The sequence below is a fragment of the Pantoea sp. SGAir0430 genome (genome assembly GCF_043549295.1).
Map to the genome: position 1 here is coordinate 3,104,251 of NZ_CP039427.1, position 18,494 is coordinate 3,122,744.

Below are 18,494 nucleotides of genomic sequence, written 5' to 3' on the forward strand. Positions count from 1 at the left end.
GTGACTGAGCGGCGCGAGCGGGGCAACGCAGTCAGAGCGCGAAAGACGCGGACGAAAACAGAATTTGCCTGGCGGCAACAGCGCGGTGGTCCCACCTGACCCCATGCCGAACTCAGAAGTGAAACGCCGTAGCGCCGATGGTAGTGTGGGGCCTCCCCATGCGAGAGTAGGGAACTGCCAGGCATCAATTTAAGACCCCTAATCGGGTCGTGACCTTCCCGGTGACGCGGAAAGGGCGAAACACCTGAAATCAGCGACGGTCTGATATCAGTACAGAATCGGTGGAGCGGTAGTTCAGTTGGTTAGAATACCTGCCTGTCACGCAGGGGGTCGCGGGTTCGAGCCCCGTCCGTTCCGCCACCCTAATTAGGGGCGTAGTTCAATTGGTAGAGCACCGGTCTCCAAAACCGGGTGTTGGGGGTTCGAGTCCCTCCGCCCCTGCCAGAAAATAATCCTTTGCTTCGGCAAAGGATTTTTTTTGCCTGAAATTCGGCACAGGCAAGAGCCTGAGTTTCATTTCTTCCACTCAAACTCCCTCAATTATTGCTTCAGTGAGTCAGGACCGGATATTTAAGCAGCTGCCGAATGTGTGCCTGTTGATCGCTATTCTGCAGCCATACCGCATATAACGGTCGCACTGCGACAGGTGTGTCTGGAATAACCATCAAATCGCTGTAAATGCCGTGCCAGAAATCAGGTAAAAAAGCGCAGGCTCCCGTGGTATGCAGCAATTCGCGGGTCACATGTGCTGAAGTGGTAGTTAATACCGGTACGTCATCACTGGAAAGATAACTTTCATGCTGATGGAAATCCGCGCCCCACTCGAGTTTGATGTAATCATATTTTTCACGCTTTTCAGTTTTGCGTGCGCGAAAGAGCGCGAGTGAAATATGACCGATCTGCTGACTGGTGAGTTCATCCATTTTTGGCGCTTCGGTGGTGATCAGCAAATCGAGCTGACGCTCATGTAACTGCTTGACCAGCAAATGGCGCTGAGCAATACGTGCTTCCAGATGCAGGCTCTCCCGGTTCTCGTATAGCGTCTGCAGCCAGGGCGTAAGATACGCTTCCCAGAGCGATGCACTGGCACCGATTGATAGCTCATGGTGCTGCTGGGTATGCGAAACCTCCTTTTTTGCCATCAGCCAGGTACTCATCAGGCTCTCAGCGTAGGGCAATAAGCGCTCGCCTGCTGAAGTCAGCCGGATATTATTGCGGTGACGGGTAAAAAGATTAACGCCCAGCTGATTTTCCAGCTGACGGATGCGAAAACTAACGGCAGATTGCGTGAGGTAAAGCGCTTCAGCAGCACGCCCGAAATGACGCGTTCTGCTCACTTCGAGGAAAGTTTTCAGTAATTCCGTATCCACAGCATTCTCCCAAAAAATGTTTGTCGTACTGATTTAAATGTTTTGTTTTACACTCTGTCAAGCCTATCTAATACTCCGCGCCATAAATAGCACGGCCATATGAGAATCAGGAGCGTGTAAGATGGCGGACAGCTTCGCAACAACTAATCGTTTCTTTGATAACAAACATTACCCTCGTGGTTTTTCGCGTCATGGTGACTTCACCATTAAAGAAGCTCAGCTTCTGGAACGCCACGGATACGCTTTCAACGAACTGGATCTCGCTAAGCGCGATCCGGAGACCGAAGAAGAGCGTCTGTTTATTGAAGTCTGTCGTGGTCTGCGTGAGCCGCAGACTGAGGCTGAACGTGTCTGGTCAAAATACACTGCACGTATCAAGCGTCCGAAACGTTTTCATACCTTGTCCGGCGGTAAACCGCAGATGGACACGGTGGAAGACTTCAGCGATAGCGACGATTAACATGACGGGGCTGATTTCAGCCCCGTTGTCATTCCAGGCTTTTATGCAGGTAAATCAGTAAACGATCGATACTGCGATATCCCACCGCCTCCTGCAGATGCTGACGCGTAATCTGCCGTTCACCCGCTAAATCTGCGATGGTTCTCGCCACCTTTAAGATGCGCTGCCATGCACGCACCGATAATCCCAGTGCATTCAGGATCTCCTCCAGCCATTCCGCGTCCTGCTGCTGTAACACACAATCACGGGCGATCTCCGGATTCGACAGCTGCGCATTCACTTTGCCCGCGCGTGCCATCTGTATCGCCCGGGCGGCCAGTACGCGGGCGCGCACCTGCGCGCTGGTTTCGCTGTGCTGCTGCTTCTGGCTAAGCGAGCCGCCCGGTAGCAGCGGAATCTCCAGCGACAGGTCGAAGCGATCCAGAAACGGGCCAGACAGCCGGCTGAGATAGCGCAGCACCTGCTGCGGCGTGCAGCGATTATGATTCCCCTGATAATGACCCGTCGGGCTGGGATTCATTGCACCAATCAGCTGAAAGCGCGCAGGGAAAGTGACTTTGGCGCGGGAACGGGAAATGGCGATTTCACCGGACTCAATCGGTTCGCGTAACGCATCCAGCGCTTTGCGCTCAAACTCGGGCAGTTCATCAAGAAACAGCACCCCATTGTGCGCCAGCGAAATTTCGCCCGGCCGCGGCAGGGATCCTCCGCCGACCAGCGCATACAGCGATGCGCTGTGATGAGGCGCTCTGAACGGCCGTCTACGCCACTGATGATGTAGCGTACCGCTGCTGACCAGGCTGGCAATTGCGGCGCACTCCAGCGCTTCCTGGTCATCCAGCGGCGGCATAATGCCGGGCAATCGGGTTGCCAGCATGGTCTTACCGGTGCCGGGCGGGCCCAGCAGCAACAGGTTATGGCCACCGGCGGCGGTAATTTCCAGCGCGCGCCGTCCCTGCTGCTGGCCAATAATATCGCTCAGGTCCTGTTGCTCGTGCGGCACCGTTTCAGGCTGGTAATGGGCGACCGTCAGCGCCGTCTGGTTATGCAGGAAAGCGCAGATCTCCACCAGATGCTTGCCCACCAGCGTTTCACCCTGTTGTATCAGGCCGACATCCTGTTGATTCTGCTCCGCTAAGACCATCTGACGTCCGGCCTGCAGCGCCGCCATGGCAGCAGGAATCGCGGCCTGAACGCCACACAGCGCGCCGTTTAGCGCCAGCTCACCCAGGAACTCATAATGGGCCAGCTTATCGCCTGGCAGCTGCTCTGAGGCCGCGAGAATGGCGATAGCGATCGGCAGGTCGTAGCGCCCACCCTCTTTAGGTAAATCAGCTGGTGCGAGATTAATGGTGACGCGCTTCGCCGGAAAGGTGAAACCGCTATTGATAATGGCGCTGCGCACGCGTTCGCGGGCTTCTTTGACGGTGGTTTCCGGCAGACCTACCAGTGTCAATGCTGGCAGACCGTTGCTGATATGCACTTCAATCGTCACCAGTGGAGCCTGCACTCCGAGCGCCGCGCGTGTTAATACTTTCGATAAAGACATAACCGCTCCTTGTTGCCTTTATCCTTGCTGAAAAAAATCCACACGGCGACCGCTGAAACTATCATCCTGAAGCGGTATTCAGGAAAATCGCTGTGCTTTTCATCCTGTTCATTAATTTTCGCAGCCAGATCGCAAAAGCAAAATAACGGTTGCGTCGCGGGCGTAATGAATAATTATCACAAATGCGAATAACCTTTTACTTACAAAGCGATAACGCACGTCAACTGCGCGCGTCATAAAATTTTCCGATGAAAATTATTGTAAATCCCCTGCTAACTATGGTAACTCTGTAGGTATTACTTCGAACTAACGAAAAAACAGACGACACATGAAAGCCCTTCTACAAGTGATTAGCCTAGTCGTGATTAGCGTGGTGGTGATTATTAACCCACCGTGCGGGGCTACGCTTGGAGAAAGAAAGGCTTAAAAATCAAGCCTGGAATTCGAAAAACCCCCGCACCGTAAGGTCCGGGGGTTTTTTTTCGACCAGACGAAATATCAGCGAATCAGCGAGGAACAGATTATGAGCAGTAGCATAAAATTCTGTTGTTCCAGCAGGAATACAGGAGAATAACCATGACAGGTGCACAGTGGGTAGTTCAGGCTTTACGCGCGCGGGGTGTCGACACAGTGTTTGGTTATCCTGGCGGAGCAATCATGCCAGTGTACGATGCGCTCTACGATGGCGGCGTGGAACATCTACTGTGTCGTCATGAACAAGGTGCGGTGATGGCAGCGATCGGTTATGCGCGTGCGACCGGCAAAACCGGGGTTTGCATCGCGACTTCCGGACCGGGCGCCACCAACCTGATCACCGGGCTGGCCGATGCGATGATGGATTCCGTTCCGGTTGTCGCCATCACCGGGCAGGTCTCTTCAGCGTTTATCGGTACCGACGCCTTTCAGGAGATCGACGTTCTTGGCCTGTCATTAGCCTGCACTAAACACAGCTTCCTCGTTGAATCGCTGGATGATTTACCCTCGGTGATGGCGGAAGCTTTCGCCATCGCGCAGTCCGGCCGTCCGGGACCGGTGCTGGTCGACATTCCCAAAGATATTCAGATTGCCAGCGGTGACCTGACGCCGCACCTGCTGCCGGTTGAAGAGGCACTGAGCCATTCACCGCAGCACATTGCCGAAGCGCGCGCGCTGATGGCGCAAGCGCAAAAACCGATGCTGTATATCGGCGGCGGTGTCGGCATGGCGCAGGCCGTCCCGGCGCTGCGGGCTATGGCGCAGGAGACCGGCATCCCGATGGTTTCTACCCTGAAAGGGCTGGGCAGCGCCGAAGCCAGCAGCGATCTCTATCTCGGTATGCTCGGCATGCACGGCACCAAAGCGGCCAACCTGGCGGTGCAATCCTGTGATTTGCTGATTGCCGTCGGCGCACGCTTCGACGACCGCGTCACTGGTAAGCTGGATACCTTCGCGCCGCACGCCAGCGTCATCCATATTGATATCGATCCGGCGGAATTGAACAAACTGCGTCGCGCTCACGTTTCGCTGCAGGGCGATCTCAACCAGGTGTTGCCGGCGCTGAGCATGCCGCTGCAGATCGACGGCTGGCGTACCGAAGTTAAAGCGATGAACGCGGAGTTCGCGTGGCGTTACGACCATCCCGGCGAGGCGATCTACGCGCCGCTGCTGCTGAAGCAGTTGTCAGATCGTAAACCTGACAGCGCGGTGGTAACCACCGACGTTGGCCAGCATCAGATGTGGGCGGCACAGCACATGCGCTTCAGCGCGCCGGAAAACTTCATCACCTCCAGCGGTCTGGGCACCATGGGCTTTGGGCTGCCGGCTGCGGTGGGCGCGCAGGTTGCCCGTCCGGATGACACCGTTATCTGCGTGTCCGGTGACGGCTCAATCATGATGAATATTCAGGAGCTGGGCACCATCAAGCGTAAGCAGCTGCCGGTAAAAATCCTGCTGCTGGATAACCAGCGTCTTGGCATGGTTCGCCAGTGGCAGCAGCTGTTCTTTGATGGCCGCTACAGCGAAACCATCCTCACCGATAACCCCGATTTCCTCACGCTGGCCAGCGCCTTTGATATTCCGGGCCAGCGCATTAGCCGTAAAGATCAGGTCGACGCCGCGATTGATGCTCTGCTGAACAGTGAAGGTCCTTACTTCCTGCATGTTGCGATTGATGAGCATGAAAACGTCTGGCCACTGGTACCGCCGGGTGCCAGCAACGCAAACATGATGGAGAAAACCGTATGAACCAGCATCAATTGTCTATCGAAGCCCGCTTTCGCCCTGAAATATTGGAGCGCATTTTGCGCGTCGTGCGTCACCGTGGCTTCCAGGTCTGCGCGATGAATATGGCGTCCGCCGTCAATGCGGAGAACATTAATATCGAAATGACCGTTGCCAGCCAGCGCTCAGTCGATTTACTGTCTTCGCAGTTAAGCAAACTTATGGATGTCGCCTGTGTCGAGATCCAGCAACAGACAACACAACAAATCCGCGCCTAGTCGCCAAAGGAAATAACAATGAGTACGAAGAAAGCAGACTTTATCTGGTTCAATGGAGAGATGGTTAAGTGGGAAGACGCTAAGGTTAGCGTTATGTCTCACGCACTGCATTACGGCACCTCTGTGTTCGAAGGCGTTCGCTGCTACGACTCACACAAAGGTCCGGTGGTGTTCCGTCACCGTGAACACATGCAGCGTCTGCACGACTCCGCCAAAATTTACCGTTTCCCGATCAAAGCCAGCGTGGATGAGTTGATGGAAGCGTGCCGCGAAGTCATCCGCGTCAATAAACTGAAGAGTGCCTACATTCGTCCGCTGGCCTTTGTCGGCGACGTGGGCCTCGGCGTTAACCCGCCAGACGGCTTCACCACCGATGTGATCATCGCTGCGTTCCCGTGGGGGGCTTACCTGGGCGCCGAAGCGCTGGAGCAGGGCATTAACGCCATGGTTTCTTCCTGGAATCGCGTGGCGCCAAATACCCTGCCAACCGCGGCGAAAGCAGGCGGTAACTATCTCTCTTCCCTGCTGGTTGGCAGCGAAGCGCGCCGCCACGGCTATCAGGAAGGTATCGCGCTGGATACCCAGGGTTATATCTCCGAAGGTGCTGGCGAAAACCTGTTTGAAGTGAAAGACGGCATCCTGTTCACCCCGCCGTTCACCTCTTCAGCGCTGCCGGGCATCACCCGCGACGCCATCATCAAGCTGGCGAAGGATCTCGGTATCGAAGTGCGCGAGCAGGTGCTGTCTCGCGAATCACTGTACCTGGCGGATGAAGTGTTCATGTCCGGTACTGCCGCAGAAATCACGCCGGTACGCAGCGTGGACGGCATCCAGGTGGGTGAGGGCAAACGTGGCCCGGTGACCACCAAAATCCAGCAGGCGTTCTTTGGCCTGTTCACCGGCGAAACCGAAGACAAGTACGGCTGGCTGGATCAGGTGAATCCATAACAAGACAGTAACGCGGGTGCAGCAGCGCCCGCGTCATTTTTCAGACTGGAGTAAATAGAGCATGCCTAAGTACCGTTCCGCCACCACCACCCATGGTCGTAACATGGCGGGTGCCCGTGCCCTGTGGCGCGCCACCGGAATGACCGACGACGATTTCGGTAAGCCGATTATCGCCGTGGTCAACTCCTTCACCCAATTCGTACCGGGCCACGTGCACCTGCGCGATCTTGGCAAACTGGTCGCTGAGCAAATCGAAGCCGCGGGTGGTGTAGCCAAAGAGTTCAACACCATCGCGGTGGATGACGGTATCGCCATGGGTCATGGCGGCATGCTGTATTCACTGCCTTCACGTGAGCTGATTGCCGACTCCGTGGAATATATGGTGAACGCCCACTGCGCCGACGCCATGGTGTGTATCTCCAACTGCGACAAAATCACCCCCGGCATGCTGATGGCCTCGCTGCGCCTCAACATTCCGGTGATCTTTGTCTCCGGCGGTCCGATGGAAGCCGGTAAAACCAAGCTGTCAGACAAAATCATCAAGCTGGATCTGGTGGACGCGATGATTCAGGGGGCGAACCCGAACGTCAGCGATGCCGACAGCGAGCAGATTGAGCGTTCCGCCTGCCCGACCTGCGGCTCGTGCTCCGGCATGTTCACCGCCAACTCCATGAACTGCCTGACCGAAGCGCTGGGCCTGTCGCAGCCGGGCAACGGCTCGCTGCTGGCAACCCACGCCGATCGTAAAGACCTGTTCATCAACGCCGGCAAGCGCATCGTTAACCTGACCAAACAGTACTACGAGCAGGATGATGCGCGCGTGCTGCCGCGTAACATCGCCAGCAAAGCCGCGTTCGAAAACGCCATGACGCTGGATATCGCCATGGGCGGTTCCACCAATACCGTGCTGCATCTGCTGGCCGCCGCGCAGGAAGGCGAGATCGATTTCAACATTTCCGACATCGATCGCCTGTCACGCAAAGTGCCGCACCTGTGCAAAGTGGCGCCGAGCACACAGAAATATCATATGGAAGATGTGCACCGCGCGGGCGGGGTAATCGGTATTCTTGGCGAGCTGGATCGTGCCGGCCTGCTGCACACCGACGTACGCAACGTGCTGGGCCTCAACCTGCGCGAAACCCTCGATCAGTACGACATCATGCTGACCAAAGACGAAGCGGTGAAGAAGATGTTCCGCGCCGGCCCGGCGGGCATCCGTACTACCCAGGCGTTCTCACAGGATTGCCGCTGGGATACGCTGGATGACGATCGTCAGGAAGGCTGTATCCGCACACGCGAACACGCGTTCTCTCAGGATGGCGGTCTGGCAGTGCTGTACGGCAACATGGCGGAAGATGGCTGCATCGTGAAAACTGCCGGCGTCGACAAAGAGATCCTCACCTTTAAAGGTCCGGCAAAAGTGTATGAAAGCCAGGACGATGCGGTAGAAGCGATTCTCGGCGGCAAAGTGGTCGCCGGTGATGTGGTGGTGATCCGCTACGAAGGGCCAAAAGGCGGTCCGGGCATGCAGGAAATGCTCTATCCGACCACTTATCTGAAATCGATGGGCCTTGGCAAAAGCTGTGCGCTGATCACTGACGGACGCTTCTCGGGCGGCACCTCGGGTCTCTCCATTGGCCACGCATCGCCGGAAGCGGCGAACGGCGGCACCATCGCGCTGGTTAAAGATGGCGACATCATTGAAATCGATATCCCGAATCGCGGCATTAAGCTGGCGGTACCGGATAACGAACTGCATGCCCGCCGTGAAGAAGAGGAAGCGCGTGGCGAAGCGGCTTATACGCCGCACGGTCGTGTGCGTCAGGTCTCCTTCGCACTGCGTGCTTATGCATCGCTCGCCACCAGCGCTGACAAGGGCGCGGTGCGCGATAAGTCTAAGCTGGGAGGCTAATCTCTGATGGCTGCGTCTCAACCGCTTTCCGCGTCGCCCAATGGCGCGGAGTATCTGCGCGCGGTGCTGCGTGCGCCTGTGTACGAAATTGCCCAGGTGACGCCGCTGCAAAAAATGGAAAAAATTTCGTCGCGTCTTGGCAACACCATTCTGGTGAAGCGCGAAGATCGCCAGCCGGTGCACAGCTTCAAGCTGCGCGGTGCCTACGCCATGATTGCCGGGCTGACGGAAGAGCAGAAAGCGCGCGGCGTGGTTACTGCTTCGGCGGGCAACCACGCGCAGGGCGTGGCGCTCTCGGCCAGCACGCTCGGCATCAGGTCACTGATTGTGATGCCAGTGGCAACGGCGGACATCAAGGTTGATGCAGTGCGCGCGTTTGGCGGTGAGGCTTACCTGTTCGGAGCCAACTTTGACGAGGCAAAAGCCAAAGCGATTGAGCTGGCGGAGCAGCAGGGTTACACCTTCGTGCCGCCGTTTGATCATCCGGCGGTGATTGCCGGTCAGGGCACGCTGGCGATGGAGCTGTTGCAGCAGGATGCGCATCTCGATCGCGTGTTTGTGCCGGTAGGCGGCGGCGGCTTAGCGGCGGGTGTGGCGGTACTGATTAAACAGCTGATGCCGCAAATCAAGGTTATCGCGGTCGAGTCGCAGGACTCTGCCTGCCTGAAGGCGGCGCTTGATGCCGGCGAGCCGGTGGATTTGCCGCGCGTCGGGCTGTTTGCCGAAGGCGTGGCGGTCAAGCGTATCGGCAGCGAAACCTTCCGCCTGTGCAAAGAATACCTCGACGACATTATCACCGTGGACAGCGATGCCATCTGCGCGGCGATGAAGGATCTGTTCGAGGATGTGCGTGCGGTGGCGGAGCCTTCCGGCGCGCTGGCGCTGGCGGGCATGAAGAAGTACATCCAGCAGCACGACATCAAAGGCGAGCGGCTGGCGCACGTGCTGTCGGGCGCCAACGTTAACTTCCACGGTCTGCGCTACGTCTCTGAGCGCTGTGAACTGGGTGAACAGCGTGAAGCACTGCTGGCGGTCACCATCCCTGAGCAGCAGGGCAGCTTCCTGCGTTTCTGCCAGACGCTGGGCGGCCGTGCGGTAACCGAGTTCAACTACCGTTATGCCGATGCCGACAACGCCTGCATCTTTGTTGGCGTGCGTTTAACGCGCGGCCTTGAGGAGCGCAGCGAGATCATCAGCCAGCTGGCTGAAGGCGGCTATCAGGTGGTGGATTTGTCGGATGATGAGATGGCGAAGCTGCACGTGCGCTACATGGTGGGCGGACGCCCGTCAAAACCGCTGCGTGAACGGCTGTTCAGCTTCGAATTCCCGGAAGCGCCGGGCGCGCTGCTGAAGTTTCTGCAGACGCTGGGTGCGCACTGGAATATTTCGCTGTTCCACTATCGTAGCCACGGCACCGATTTTGGTCGCGTGCTGGCGGCGTTCGAGATCAACGACAAAGAGCCGGATTTCGACACTCACCTCAACGCGCTCGGCTATGAGTGGCACGACGAGGCCAGCAATCCGGCGTTTCGCTTCTTCCTCGCCGGCTAAACTACAGCAGGTGCCAGAAAGCATTAATCAGCGGCTCCCCGAGCCGCTTTTTTTGTACGCATACGCCAAGCTCCAGCGGCGCCACCGACTCGACATTCTCCAGCGTCAGCACGCGATTGCGCACCGGTTCCGGACTGTTTTCCAGCACCACATCCGGCAGCAGCGCGATGCCGCAACCGAGCGCCACCATCGACACAATCGCCTCATGGCCTGACACCGTGGCGTAAATCTGCGGGTTGGCAATGCGGTGGCGGCGAAACCATAAATCAATACCGCGCCGCGCCGGCCCCTGATCCGGCAGGATAAAGGGAATCTGCGACCAGTCCGGCTGTTCCTGCGTCGCCTGGCTGCGCACCGGGCAGGGCAGCGCCGGGGCGATCAGCACCAGCGGGATCAAACCCAGCGGTGTAAAATCGATACTGGCGGGCAGCGACTCCGGCCGGCCGGCGATGGCCAGATCCGCTTCGCCGGACTGCACCATTTCAATGGCATCGGCGGCGTCGCCAGTGGTGAGTTTAATTTCCACCTGCGGATGCTCCGCGCGAAAGCGGTCGAGAATCGGCGGCAGATGGCTGTAGGCGGCGGTTACTGAGCAGAACAGGCGCAGCTCGCCGCTCAGCGACGGACCGTTGAGGTCCATGACATGGCGCAACTGCTGATACTGCAGCAGGGTCTGCTGAGCGAACTGACGCAGCCGCTCGCCGGCTTCGGTCAGCGTCACGGTGCGGTTGTCGCGCAGGAACAGCGCGTGTCCGACATCCTCTTCCAGCCGCTGAATCTGGCGTGATAATGTCGACGGGCTGACGTGCATGGCGCGCGCGGTGCGGCCAAAGTGGCAGCTTTCCGCCAGGTGAAGAAACAGTTTCAGGTCTCGTAAATCCATGCGCGTTTTGCCCTCAGCGTGATGTTGCAAATTCTGCAATGTGACGTTGTTAATATATCAATTTAAGCAACAGATTTCCTGTCATATGATGGGGTCATTCGCGGCGCTAAATCCGGCACCGTTACTGAACAAAAGCAAACACAACATCTGAGCGGAGTACCCATGGCTAACTACTTCAACACATTGAATCTGCGCAATCAGTTAGCGCAGTTAGGCAAATGTCGCTTCATGTCGCGCGATGAATTCGCGGATGGCGCTAGCTTCCTGAAAGGTAAGAAAGTGGTCATCGTCGGCTGCGGCGCGCAGGGCCTGAACCAGGGTCTGAACATGCGTGACTCTGGCCTCGATGTGTCTTACGCACTGCGCGCTGAAGCCATTGCTGAGAAGCGTGCGTCGTTCCGTAAAGCCACCGAAAACGGTTTTAAAGTGGGTACTTACGAAGAGCTGATCCCGCAGGCGGATCTGGTGGTTAACCTGACACCAGACAAGCAGCACTCTGCCGTTGTGCAGGCCGTTCAGCCGCTGATGAAAGACGGTGCCGCGCTGGGTTACTCTCACGGTTTCAACATCGTCGAAGTGGGCGAGACCATCCGTAAAGACATCACCGTGGTGATGGTGGCACCGAAGTGCCCGGGTACCGAAGTGCGTGAAGAGTACAAACGTGGCTTCGGCGTTCCAACGCTGATCGCTGTTCACCCGGAAAACGATCCAAAAGGCGAAGGCATGGCGATTGCCAAAGCCTGGGCTGCAGCCACCGGCGGCGACCGTGCAGGCGTGCTGGAATCGTCCTTCGTGGCAGAAGTCAAATCAGACCTGATGGGCGAGCAGACCATTCTGTGCGGTATGCTGCAGGCCGGTTCACTGCTGTGCTTCGACAAGCTGGTGGCTGAAGGTCACGACGCGGCGTACACCGAGAAACTGATTCAGTTCGGCTGGGAAACCATCACCGAATCGCTGAAGTTTGGCGGCATCACGCTGATGATGGATCGTCTGTCTAATCCGGCAAAAATCCGTGCTTACGCGCTGTCTGAGCAGCTGAAAACCATCATGGCACCGCTGTTCCAGAAGCACATGGATGACATCATCTCGGGTGAATTCTCTTCCGGTATGATGGCTGACTGGGCGAACGACGACAAAAACCTGCTGACCTGGCGTGAAGAGACCGGCAAAACCGCGTTCGAAAATGCCCCGCAGTTCGAAGGCAAAATCGACGAGCAGGAGTATTACGACAAAGGCGTGGTCATGGTCGCGATGGTGAAAGCGGGCGTTGAGCTGGCATTCGAAACCATGGTTGACGCGGGCATCATCGAAGAGTCGGCTTACTATGAATCGCTGCACGAGCTGCCGCTGATTGCCAACACCATCGCCCGTAAGCGTCTGTATGAAATGAACGTGGTAATTTCCGATACCGCAGAATACGGTAACTACCTGTTCTCCTTCGCGGCCGTTCCGCTGCTGAAAGAGTTCATGACCACGCTGCAGCCTGGCGATCTGGGCAAAGCGGTGGAAGGCACGCAGGTGGATAACGCGCAGCTGCGCGACGTGAACGAAGCGATCCGCCAGCATCCAATCGAAGCCGTTGGCCGCAAACTGCGTGGCTATATGACCGACATGAAACGCATCGCCGTCGCGGGCTAAGGCACGCGAGACACAGTTTTCAGCCCAATCAAACCCCGGCCTGCCGGGGTTTTTTTATGTCTTATGTCTGGGTGCAGAAGGGTTTTTCTCACCCTAGCCCTCGCCCTCGCCCTCGCCCTCACCCCGGCCCTCTCCCGTAAACGGGAGAGGGAGCGTCCGCGCGGTGTTGATGGATAAGTGCAGAAACATCAGCCCGCACCAAACGGTTCCCTCTCCCGCCAGCGGGAGAGGGCCAGGGTGAGGGACACACCGCACGATCCCCACACCGCCAATAAAAAACCCGGCCGGAGCCGGGTTCTGTCAACACGCAATCAATCACACCGCTTCATACAGCGTCTGGTGGCGCGTCTCTTTACAGGCGATCAGCGCGATCAGCGTCAGCACCGCCATGGAGGCCAGATAGAAGCCCACCGCCTGCAAGCCATAGTTCGCATTCAGCCAGGTCGCAATATAAGGCGCTACCGAGGCACCAAGAATCGACGACAGGTTGTAAGAGAACGACGCGCCGGTATAGCGTACTTCGGTCGGGAACAGTTCTGGCAGCAGCGCGCCCATCGGGCCGAATGTCAGACCCATAATACTCAGGCCGAGCAGCAGGAAGCCCATCACCAGAATCTGCGAGCCGGAGCCGAGCAGCAGCGGGAACATCAGCGCAAAGGCGATGATCATCAGCGTAATGGTGATCATCGTTTTGCGACGGCCAAAACGGTCCGCCAGCAGGCCGGCAATCGGCACCATCACGCCAAAACCGATGACCGCCACCATCAGCATCCACAGGAAGCTGTTACGCGAATAGCCGAGACCAACCGGCGCCGGCGCGGTGCCGTAGCTCATCGAATACACCGTCATAATGTAGAAAAGTGTATAGGTCGCCAGCATGATAAACGTGCCAAGAATGGTCGCGGTCATATGCTTGCTCAGCAGCGTACCGATGGGGATCCGCACCTGTTTCTTCTCTTTCTGCACTTTGGCAAACACCGGGCTCTCATGCAGCGATACGCGCACATACAGACCGATAATCACCAGCACCGCAGAAAGCACAAACGGCACGCGCCAGCCCCAGTTCATGAACTGCTCATCGGTCAGCAGCCACGAGAGCAGCAGGAACGTGCCATTGGCAAAGAAGAAGCCAATCGGTGCGCCCAGCTGCGGGAACGAGCCGTACAGCGCACGTTTCTTCGCCGGGGCGTTCTCGGTGGCCAGCAGCGCCGCGCCGCCCCATTCGCCGCCCAGTCCCAGGCCCTGACCAAAACGCGCCAGCGCCAGCAGCAGCGGTGCCGCCACGCCAATGGTCTGATAACCCGGCAGCAGGCCGATCAGTACGGTAGAAACGCCCATGGTCAGCAGCGAGGCAACCAGCGTCGCTTTACGGCCCACGCGGTCGCCAAAGTGACCAAACAGCGCGGAGCCAATAGGGCGCGCAACAAAGGCAATAGCGAAGGTCGCCAGCGATTGCAGTGTGGCAACCGTAGCATCACCCTGCGGGAAGAAGATATGCGGAAAAACGATTACCGCGGCGGTGGCATAGATATAGAAATCGAAGAATTCGATCGCAGTGCCGACCAGCGAGGCAACTACCACTTTACTGCGTGAGTTAACCGGTGTGCCGTCGTGTGGTTGGTCGGGTGTTTCGGAGATGGAGGCTTGCATAACTGTTTCTTAATTGTAAATGTAAACAAAGAATCTTACGCACCTGTTTTGCCGCATTCAATGACGAAAAACCGCGTCACACCGGGCTTTGGCGGCGAAAAAGAGGATAATTTCTGAGTTACGGCAATCGGCGGCGGATGGGAAGGGGAAGCGCGGCTTTTCTGGCGTGATTCTCTGCAAAAGGGCCAAATAAAAGTGACCCTCCAGCGTTTCCTGCTGGTTTTTGCTGCTTTAGTAGCCAGCAGGAAACATTTTTTGCTGTTGCGGCAAATGTAACTGAATTGTCGAGTTACGCCGGGTGATGCGGCTGCGACATCTCGGGATCATCCTTGTATTTTGCGGTGGCGATCCACGCGGCGCAGAACAGCGTCAGACGCGCGAAAAAGTAGAAGAAGGCCATCAGCCCCAGCACCGATCCAAAGGCGGCGCCGGAGGGCGACGTCGCCAGCTTCGGCAGCGTCAGCGTCATGACAAACTTGATCACTTCAAACCCAATCGCCGCCAGCAGCGTACCGCGCAGCAGCGCTTTTTTGCGTGGCTTGTGGCGCGGCAGGATCCAGAAAATCCACAGGAATAGCAGATAGTTGGCGAAGATGGAGATCGACAGCGCGATGATGGTCATCGCCGGCCGCAGCCACTCGATATCGCCCAGCCCCAGCGCATTCACGATCGCCGCCTGCGCTGCGCCGGCAATCGAGGTCAGCGACAGCGTAATCACCAGCGCCAGCATCAGACCCAGCAGCGAAACCAGGTCGCGCAGGTATTTCTTCCACCACTTCTCCTGGTCATCCGGCGTGCGTTCCCATACGTCACGCGACTGGGCGCGTACCGCTTCGCGCAGGTTACCCATCCAGTTGATGCCGGAGTAGAGTGCCAGCAGCAAACCGGTCAGGCCCACGGTCGCGCGCTGCTGAATCGCGGTATTGACGGTATTTTTCAGCGTGGTGGCCAGCGTCGGGTCGCTGATGCTGTTAACGATTTTGTTGATCAACTCAGAAAGCAGGTCCTGATTGGACGCCAGCACAAAGCCGACCGCCGCAAAGGAGACCATCAAAATCGGTATCAGCGAAAGAAATGAAAAATAGGTGATCGCCGCACCAAACTGACTGCCGAGGCGATCGTTAAAGCGCTCCAGCGCGCGCAAAAAGTGCGCCACTGCCGGGATCGCCTGAAACCAGGCGGCAAAGCGTGAGACGCGCCTGATCGAGCCATCCACCGTTTTGTTCCCGGTTTTGATATCAATCAGCGGCTTAGCTTCAGCCGCTGAGGCTTTTGTGGTTTTGTCCGTCATAGACCTTCTGCATCCTGTTCACAGCGAAAATAAAATTATAGCCTGCCCGTTCAGGTCACGTATTGCTGCAGCACCTGACTCAGCCACTCCATAAACACCCGCACGCGGCGCGCCACGTTGCGACGGTGAGGATAGAGCAGGGAAATCGGCATCGGTTTGGCCGGGAAATGGTGCAGCACTTCGACCAGCTGGCCGGATTCCAGCAGCGGCTGCACGCCAATCGCCGGTACCTGAATAATGCCCAGCCCGGCAATACAGGCGGCGCGATAGGTTTCGGTGCTGTTTACCGTCACCACGCCGCCGGTCTGCACGTAGTGGCACTGTTTGCCATCAAAGTACTCAAAGCCCGGCGAGGGCTGCCCCAGCTGTTGGGTATAGTGCACCATGGCGTGCTGGCCGAGATCGTCCAGCCGCACCGGCATGCCGAAGCGGGAAAGGTAGCCAGGGCTGGCGCAGTTGATCAAGGCGTGCGAGCCAATTTTTCGCGCAATCAGACCGGAATCTTTCAGTTCGCCAACGCGCAACACGCAGTCAAAGCCCTCGCGAATCACATCAACCTGGCGATCGCTGCTGCTCAGTTCAATCTCTACGCCCGGATAGTGCTGCAAAAACTCCGGCAGACGCGGCAGGATAAAACCGGTCGCCATCGCCACCGACATATCGACGCGCAGCTTGCCGCTCAGCGTGGCAGGATCGTGCTGGAACAGGCTGTCCATATCATCCAGCATCGACAGCAAATCCAGGCAGCGATCGTAATACACCAGCCCATCCTGGGTGAGATGCACACGGCGCGTGGTACGGTGCAGCAGGCGTGTGCCCATCTGGTTTTCCAGCGCCTGCAGCTGGCGGGACACGCTGCCCTTAGGTAAACCCAGACTCTCAGCCGCGCGGGTAAAACTGCCCATTTCTGCCACCCGCACAAACACCTGCATAGCGTGAATTTTATCCATGTTGTTCACCGATTGTTGTTGTTAGTGAAACAGTGCTGTGTATTCCCTTGCGTTTATAGATCAATTATTCGCGAATATCCTTAATCCGTGTTCAATTTTCCAACCGGAGCGAAACATGTCTCATAAAATTGCATTGATTACCGGCGGTAACCGCGGTCTGGGCAAGAATGGCGCGCTGAAACTGGCCGCTAAGGGCGTCGATATTCTGTTTACCTGGCGCGGTCATGCTGAAGAAGCGCAGGCGGTCGTGAAGGAGATTGAGGCGCTGGGCGCGCGTGCGGTGGCGCTGCAGCTGGATGTGGGCGACAGTAAGCAGTTCGATGACTTTGCGGCGCGGGTCAAAGCAACGCTGAACGAGACCTGGCAGCGCGATAGCTTTGATTATTTAGTGAACAACGCTGGCCACGGTCATTACAAGCTGCTGGCCGAAACCAGTGAAGAGGAGTTTGATGCGCTGGTGAATGTGCATTTTAAAGGGCCGTATTTCCTGACGCAGAAACTGCTGCCGCTGATCGCCGATGGTGGACGCATCCTGAACATTTCCAGCGGTCTGACGCGTATGACGCTGCCGGGTTCAGGTACTTATGCCGCGATGAAAGGGGCGATGGAAGTGCTGACGCGCTATCAGGCAAAAGAGCTGGGCGAGCGCCGCATTCGCGTCAACATTCTGGCACCGGGGGCGATTGAAACCGACTTTGGCGGCGGTCGCGTGCGCGACACCAAAGATCTGAACGCGCATATTGCTTCAGTGACCGCGCTGGGCCGCGTTGGTCTGCCGGATGACATCGGTGATGCCATCAGCGCGATCCTGAGCGACGAAACCGGCTGGATTACCGCCCAGCGCATCGAGGCCTCTGGCGGTCAGGCACTGTAAAAACATCGCGCTGCGACCGAATCGTGTTAACGAACGGAGCAGCGCCCGTTTTACACCTCAATCGTGCCATCAATCAGGGTGAGGGTTTGCCCGCCGATCCAGATTGTCTCATCGGCAAAACGCACCAAAATGCGACCGGCACGCTGGATGGCGCTGCCCTGACGCGCACAGTAATCCTGCCGCTGGCCCTGCGCCGCCAGATAGCGTGCCAGACAGGCGTTGGCGCTGCCGGTGATCGGATCTTCGACCAGGCTACCGTTCTCGACCAGCAGCGCGCGCAGCTCGTACTGCGCCTCTGCATCCTGGGGCAGCGGGCCAAACAGGGCGATGCCGTTCACACCCGCATGCTGCTGCAGCCGCAGTAAATCGTCCGCCTGGGTGACCACCTCCAGTACCGCCTGCGCGCTGCTCATCGGAATCAACAGCCAGCGAATCCCCATATCCGCCACGGCTGGCGTCTGGCTGAGATCGAACGCGTCACTGTGCAGTGCGCTGCTCATCAGCGCATCGCTGAACGGCGTCAGGCTGGCGTCCGGCGCGGCAAAGGCCAGCGTACCGTCAGCGCCAATCTGCACCTCCACCAGGCCCACGCCGCACTCCTGCACAATCTTACCCGCTGTTTTCAGGGGCCAGCCGGCTTCCAGCAAGGCATGCGCGGTGCCAAGCGTGGGGTGTCCGGCAAACGGCAGTTCGCCGCCAGGCGTAAAGATGCGCACACGATAGTCGGCTGTGGCATCCTGTGGTGGCAGCACGAAGGTGGTTTCCGACAGATTGGTCCAGCGCGCGATGGCCGCCAGCTGTGCGTCGCTCAGACCCCGGGCATCCATGATCACCGCCAGCGGATTGCCGCTGAACGCACCTGTGGAGAACACATCCACTTGTTTAAACGCCACCTGCATGTTCGCTCCTTTCCTCATTGAGGTTGTCTGAAATCCGGATTT

16 protein-coding genes, 2 tRNA genes and 1 rRNA gene are annotated in these 18,494 nt (G+C 57.6%); 12 read left to right on the forward strand and 7 right to left on the reverse strand.

What is annotated here, in order from left to right:
• Nucleotides 1–67: 67 nt before the first annotated feature.
• The 3 genes from rrf (at nt 68) to E7738_RS14685 (ending at nt 444) form a co-directional block, all read left to right on the forward strand.
• Nucleotides 68–183, forward strand: a 5S ribosomal RNA gene (gene rrf / locus E7738_RS14675).
• Nucleotides 184–283: 100 nt separating this feature from the next.
• Nucleotides 284–360 (forward strand) — tRNA-Asp (locus tag E7738_RS14680).
• A gap of 8 nt (nt 361–368) precedes the next feature.
• Nucleotides 369–444: transfer RNA gene (locus E7738_RS14685), tRNA-Trp, on the forward strand.
• A gap of 104 nt (nt 445–548) precedes the next feature.
• Here the strand turns inward: E7738_RS14685 and hdfR are convergent.
• On the reverse strand, nt 549–1,370 hold the full coding sequence (gene hdfR / locus E7738_RS14690) for an HTH-type transcriptional regulator HdfR (protein ID WP_031279770.1): 822 nt from the start codon (nt 1,368–1,370) through the stop codon (nt 549–551).
• 121 nt (nt 1,371–1,491) lie between these two features.
• Here hdfR and E7738_RS14695 point away from each other — a divergent pair, with 121 nt between their 5' ends.
• Nucleotides 1,492–1,830: a DUF413 domain-containing protein gene (locus tag E7738_RS14695; protein ID WP_021507919.1), complete on the forward strand. Its 339-nt coding sequence runs from the start codon at nt 1,492–1,494 to the stop codon at nt 1,828–1,830.
• Nucleotides 1,831–1,858: 28 nt separating this feature from the next.
• Here the strand turns inward: E7738_RS14695 and E7738_RS14700 are convergent, their stop codons facing one another.
• Nucleotides 1,859–3,379: a YifB family Mg chelatase-like AAA ATPase gene (locus tag E7738_RS14700; protein ID WP_021507918.1), complete on the reverse strand. Its 1,521-nt coding sequence runs from the start codon at nt 3,377–3,379 to the stop codon at nt 1,859–1,861.
• A gap of 328 nt (nt 3,380–3,707) precedes the next feature.
• On the opposite strand from E7738_RS14700, the gene ilvL reads away from it, so the two are divergent.
• From ilvL to ilvA, 6 genes are all read left to right on the forward strand, one after another.
• Complete coding sequence (ilvL, locus tag E7738_RS14705) at nt 3,708–3,806, forward strand: ilv operon leader peptide (RefSeq protein WP_071813600.1); 99 nt, start codon at nt 3,708–3,710, stop codon at nt 3,804–3,806.
• Between the two features lie 149 nt (nt 3,807–3,955).
• A complete protein-coding gene (gene ilvG / locus E7738_RS14710) occupies nt 3,956–5,602 on the forward strand; it encodes an acetolactate synthase 2 catalytic subunit (RefSeq protein ID WP_394515743.1) in 1,647 nt (548 codons plus the stop codon).
• Nucleotides 5,599–5,856: an acetolactate synthase 2 small subunit gene (gene ilvM, locus E7738_RS14715; RefSeq protein WP_008106624.1), complete on the forward strand. Its 258-nt coding sequence runs from the start codon at nt 5,599–5,601 to the stop codon at nt 5,854–5,856. The genes ilvG and ilvM overlap by 4 nt, the downstream gene beginning before the upstream one ends.
• A gap of 18 nt (nt 5,857–5,874) precedes the next feature.
• A complete protein-coding gene (locus E7738_RS14720) occupies nt 5,875–6,804 on the forward strand; it encodes a branched-chain amino acid transaminase (protein ID WP_021507916.1) in 930 nt (309 codons plus the stop codon).
• Nucleotides 6,805–6,865: 61 nt separating this feature from the next.
• Nucleotides 6,866–8,716, forward strand: a complete 1,851-nt coding sequence (gene ilvD / locus E7738_RS14725; protein ID WP_021507915.1) for a dihydroxy-acid dehydratase — start codon at nt 6,866–6,868, stop codon at nt 8,714–8,716.
• 6 nt (nt 8,717–8,722) lie between these two features.
• Nucleotides 8,723–10,267, forward strand: a complete 1,545-nt coding sequence (gene ilvA, locus E7738_RS14730) for a threonine ammonia-lyase, biosynthetic (protein WP_021507914.1) — start codon at nt 8,723–8,725, stop codon at nt 10,265–10,267.
• A 1-nt stretch (nt 10,268) separates the two neighbouring features.
• Here the strand turns inward: ilvA and ilvY are convergent, their stop codons facing one another.
• Nucleotides 10,269–11,150 carry an HTH-type transcriptional activator IlvY gene (gene ilvY, locus E7738_RS14735; protein WP_021507913.1) on the reverse strand — a complete coding sequence of 294 codons (882 nt, stop codon included), beginning with the start codon at nt 11,148–11,150 and terminating at the stop codon, nt 10,269–10,271.
• A 162-nt stretch (nt 11,151–11,312) separates the two neighbouring features.
• Here ilvY and ilvC point away from each other — a divergent pair, with 162 nt between their 5' ends.
• Nucleotides 11,313–12,788: a ketol-acid reductoisomerase gene (ilvC, locus tag E7738_RS14740; protein WP_021507912.1), complete on the forward strand. Its 1,476-nt coding sequence runs from the start codon at nt 11,313–11,315 to the stop codon at nt 12,786–12,788.
• Between the two features lie 315 nt (nt 12,789–13,103).
• On the opposite strand, the gene E7738_RS14745 is transcribed toward ilvC, so the two are convergent.
• The 3 genes from E7738_RS14745 to E7738_RS14755 all read right to left on the reverse strand — a co-directional run bounded on the left by E7738_RS14745 (nt 13,104) and on the right by E7738_RS14755 (nt 16,679).
• Nucleotides 13,104–14,438 (reverse strand): MFS transporter, encoded by a 1,335-nt coding sequence (locus tag E7738_RS14745; protein WP_021507911.1) that lies wholly within the window; start codon nt 14,436–14,438, stop codon nt 13,104–13,106.
• A gap of 289 nt (nt 14,439–14,727) precedes the next feature.
• Nucleotides 14,728–15,729 carry an inner membrane protein YhjD gene (gene yhjD, locus E7738_RS14750; RefSeq protein ID WP_021507910.1) on the reverse strand — a complete coding sequence of 334 codons (1,002 nt, stop codon included), beginning with the start codon at nt 15,727–15,729 and terminating at the stop codon, nt 14,728–14,730.
• A 50-nt stretch (nt 15,730–15,779) separates the two neighbouring features.
• The gene (locus tag E7738_RS14755) at nt 15,780–16,679 is read right to left on the reverse strand and encodes a LysR family transcriptional regulator (protein ID WP_394515744.1); all 900 of its coding nucleotides are present in this window, start codon (nt 16,677–16,679) and stop codon (nt 15,780–15,782) included.
• A 115-nt stretch (nt 16,680–16,794) separates the two neighbouring features.
• On the opposite strand from E7738_RS14755, the gene E7738_RS14760 reads away from it, so the two are divergent.
• Complete coding sequence (locus tag E7738_RS14760; protein ID WP_021507908.1) at nt 16,795–17,553, forward strand: SDR family NAD(P)-dependent oxidoreductase; 759 nt, start codon at nt 16,795–16,797, stop codon at nt 17,551–17,553.
• A gap of 50 nt (nt 17,554–17,603) precedes the next feature.
• On the opposite strand, the gene E7738_RS14765 is transcribed toward E7738_RS14760, so the two are convergent.
• Complete coding sequence (locus E7738_RS14765; RefSeq protein WP_394515745.1) at nt 17,604–18,452, reverse strand: PhzF family phenazine biosynthesis protein; 849 nt, start codon at nt 18,450–18,452, stop codon at nt 17,604–17,606.
• Between the last annotated feature and the right edge of the window lie 42 nt (nt 18,453–18,494).